The following is a 1,465-nucleotide window of genomic DNA, read 5'->3' on the forward strand; positions in this document are numbered from 1 at the left end:
CATTAAGTGGTGCCGAGGGACAGAATCGAACTGCCGACACGGGGATTTTCAGTCCCCTGCTCTACCGACTGAGCTACCTCGGCAAACATGAGGATAAAGCCAGAAAACTTGCCCCGTTATTAGCCGAAGGCCAGGGGTTTGTCAAGAGGAAATTTTGCCGAAAAAGGCCGGATCTTATAGTTCTCATTACGCAGCTTTTGTCTGATAATTTTGTTGTTCCTCTGGAGCAAGACAGCAGATACCACGAAGCACACGAAGAGCACGAAGGATTAAAAAAATGCTTTTCTTCGTGTCCTTCGTGTGCTTCGTGGTGACATAACAGACCTCTGATTTGTTTTTGTAACACAAATCAGAAGTTCAATTGTATAAAATAGTACTCAATAAAATTAAATTTTTGCCGATAAGAATAGGTAGCCCCCTGACGTTTTTGAATAATAACTGTAATATCAGGGGGATAGATGTTGCAGGGTGATTTAATGAAGATTCTGTCGATGTTGCAACCAGGTGATAAGGCTCCAGTTTTCAGCCTGCCGGATCAGGATGACGCGGCTGTCAGCCTGGCGGATTTTCAGGGGAAATGGGTGATTCTCTTCTTCTATCCCAAGGATAATACCTCGGGCTGAGCCAAAGAAGCCCAGGGGTTTACCGGTCTGGTAGACGAATTTAAAAAAATGAACGCGGTGGTCATCGGTGCCAGTCCTGATTCCACCAAAAGCCATCGCAACTTTATTGCCAAAAAAGAGCTGGGGATAACCCTGCTCAGTGATCCGGAACATACAGTTTTGACCCAATACGGGGTCTGGCAGCTGAAGAAAATGGCCGGCCGGGAGTATTATGGGGTAGTTCGAAGTACGTATCTCATAGATCCCCGGGGAAATGTCGCCTTTATCTGGCCGAAAGTCAAAGTCAAAGGGCACGTGGAGCAGGTGCGGGACAAACTGGTGGAATTGCAGAGCCAGCAGGATTAGTCTCGCTTTGGAATGCCTGCCGGGTTTCCCAGGCATAATGCAGGAGGTGAAAGATCATGGTCCAGGGAATTGCGGCGTCAATGAACGCTATCCAGGCGGTGGCCGAGCGGTTCAATCGCACCGGCCGCAACATTGCCAACCTGAATACCGATGGCTACAAGGCCGAGCGGGTAGATTTCGGCGAAGGGCCGAAGCCGGGAACGGTACAGGCCAATGTCAGTGTCGATCTGTCACCAGGTTCGGTGCGGGCGGAAGAAACCGAAGATGGCCTGGAAATGGTCGAAATGTCCAACGTTGATCTGGCCAAAGAAATGGTCAACTTGATGATCGACAAGCACAGCATTGAAGCCAATCTGAAGGCTTTGAAAACCGCCGACGAGATTTTGGGGACCGTCATCGACATCAAGGGTTGATGCTTTTGTAAAACTTTTACTGTTTCATCGCTTTGACGGTTTTTTACGAAATCTTTTAACCTTCAACCTTTAACCTTTAACCTT

2 protein-coding genes and 1 tRNA gene are annotated in these 1,465 nt (G+C 48.1%); 2 read left to right on the forward strand and 1 reads right to left on the reverse strand.

Annotation, left to right across the window (positions count from 1 at the left end; genetic code table 11):
• Nucleotides 1–7 precede the first annotated feature (7 nt).
• Nucleotides 8–83: transfer RNA gene (locus U9P07_03635), tRNA-Phe, on the reverse strand.
• Between the two features lie 408 nt (nt 84–491).
• Here U9P07_03635 and bcp point away from each other — a divergent pair.
• Both bcp and U9P07_03645 read left to right on the forward strand, forming a co-directional pair.
• Complete coding sequence (bcp, locus tag U9P07_03640) at nt 492–968, forward strand: thioredoxin-dependent thiol peroxidase (GenBank protein ID MEA2108490.1); 477 nt, start codon at nt 492–494, stop codon at nt 966–968.
• Nucleotides 969–1,024: 56 nt separating this feature from the next.
• On the forward strand, nt 1,025–1,381 hold the full coding sequence (locus U9P07_03645) for a flagellar basal body rod C-terminal domain-containing protein (GenBank protein ID MEA2108491.1): 357 nt from the start codon (nt 1,025–1,027) through the stop codon (nt 1,379–1,381).
• Nucleotides 1,382–1,465: the final 84 nt, after the last annotated feature.

Source organism: Pseudomonadota bacterium (assembly GCA_034660915.1).
In the GTDB taxonomy this organism is placed as follows: domain Bacteria; phylum Desulfobacterota; class Anaeroferrophillalia; order Anaeroferrophillales; family Anaeroferrophillaceae; genus DQWO01.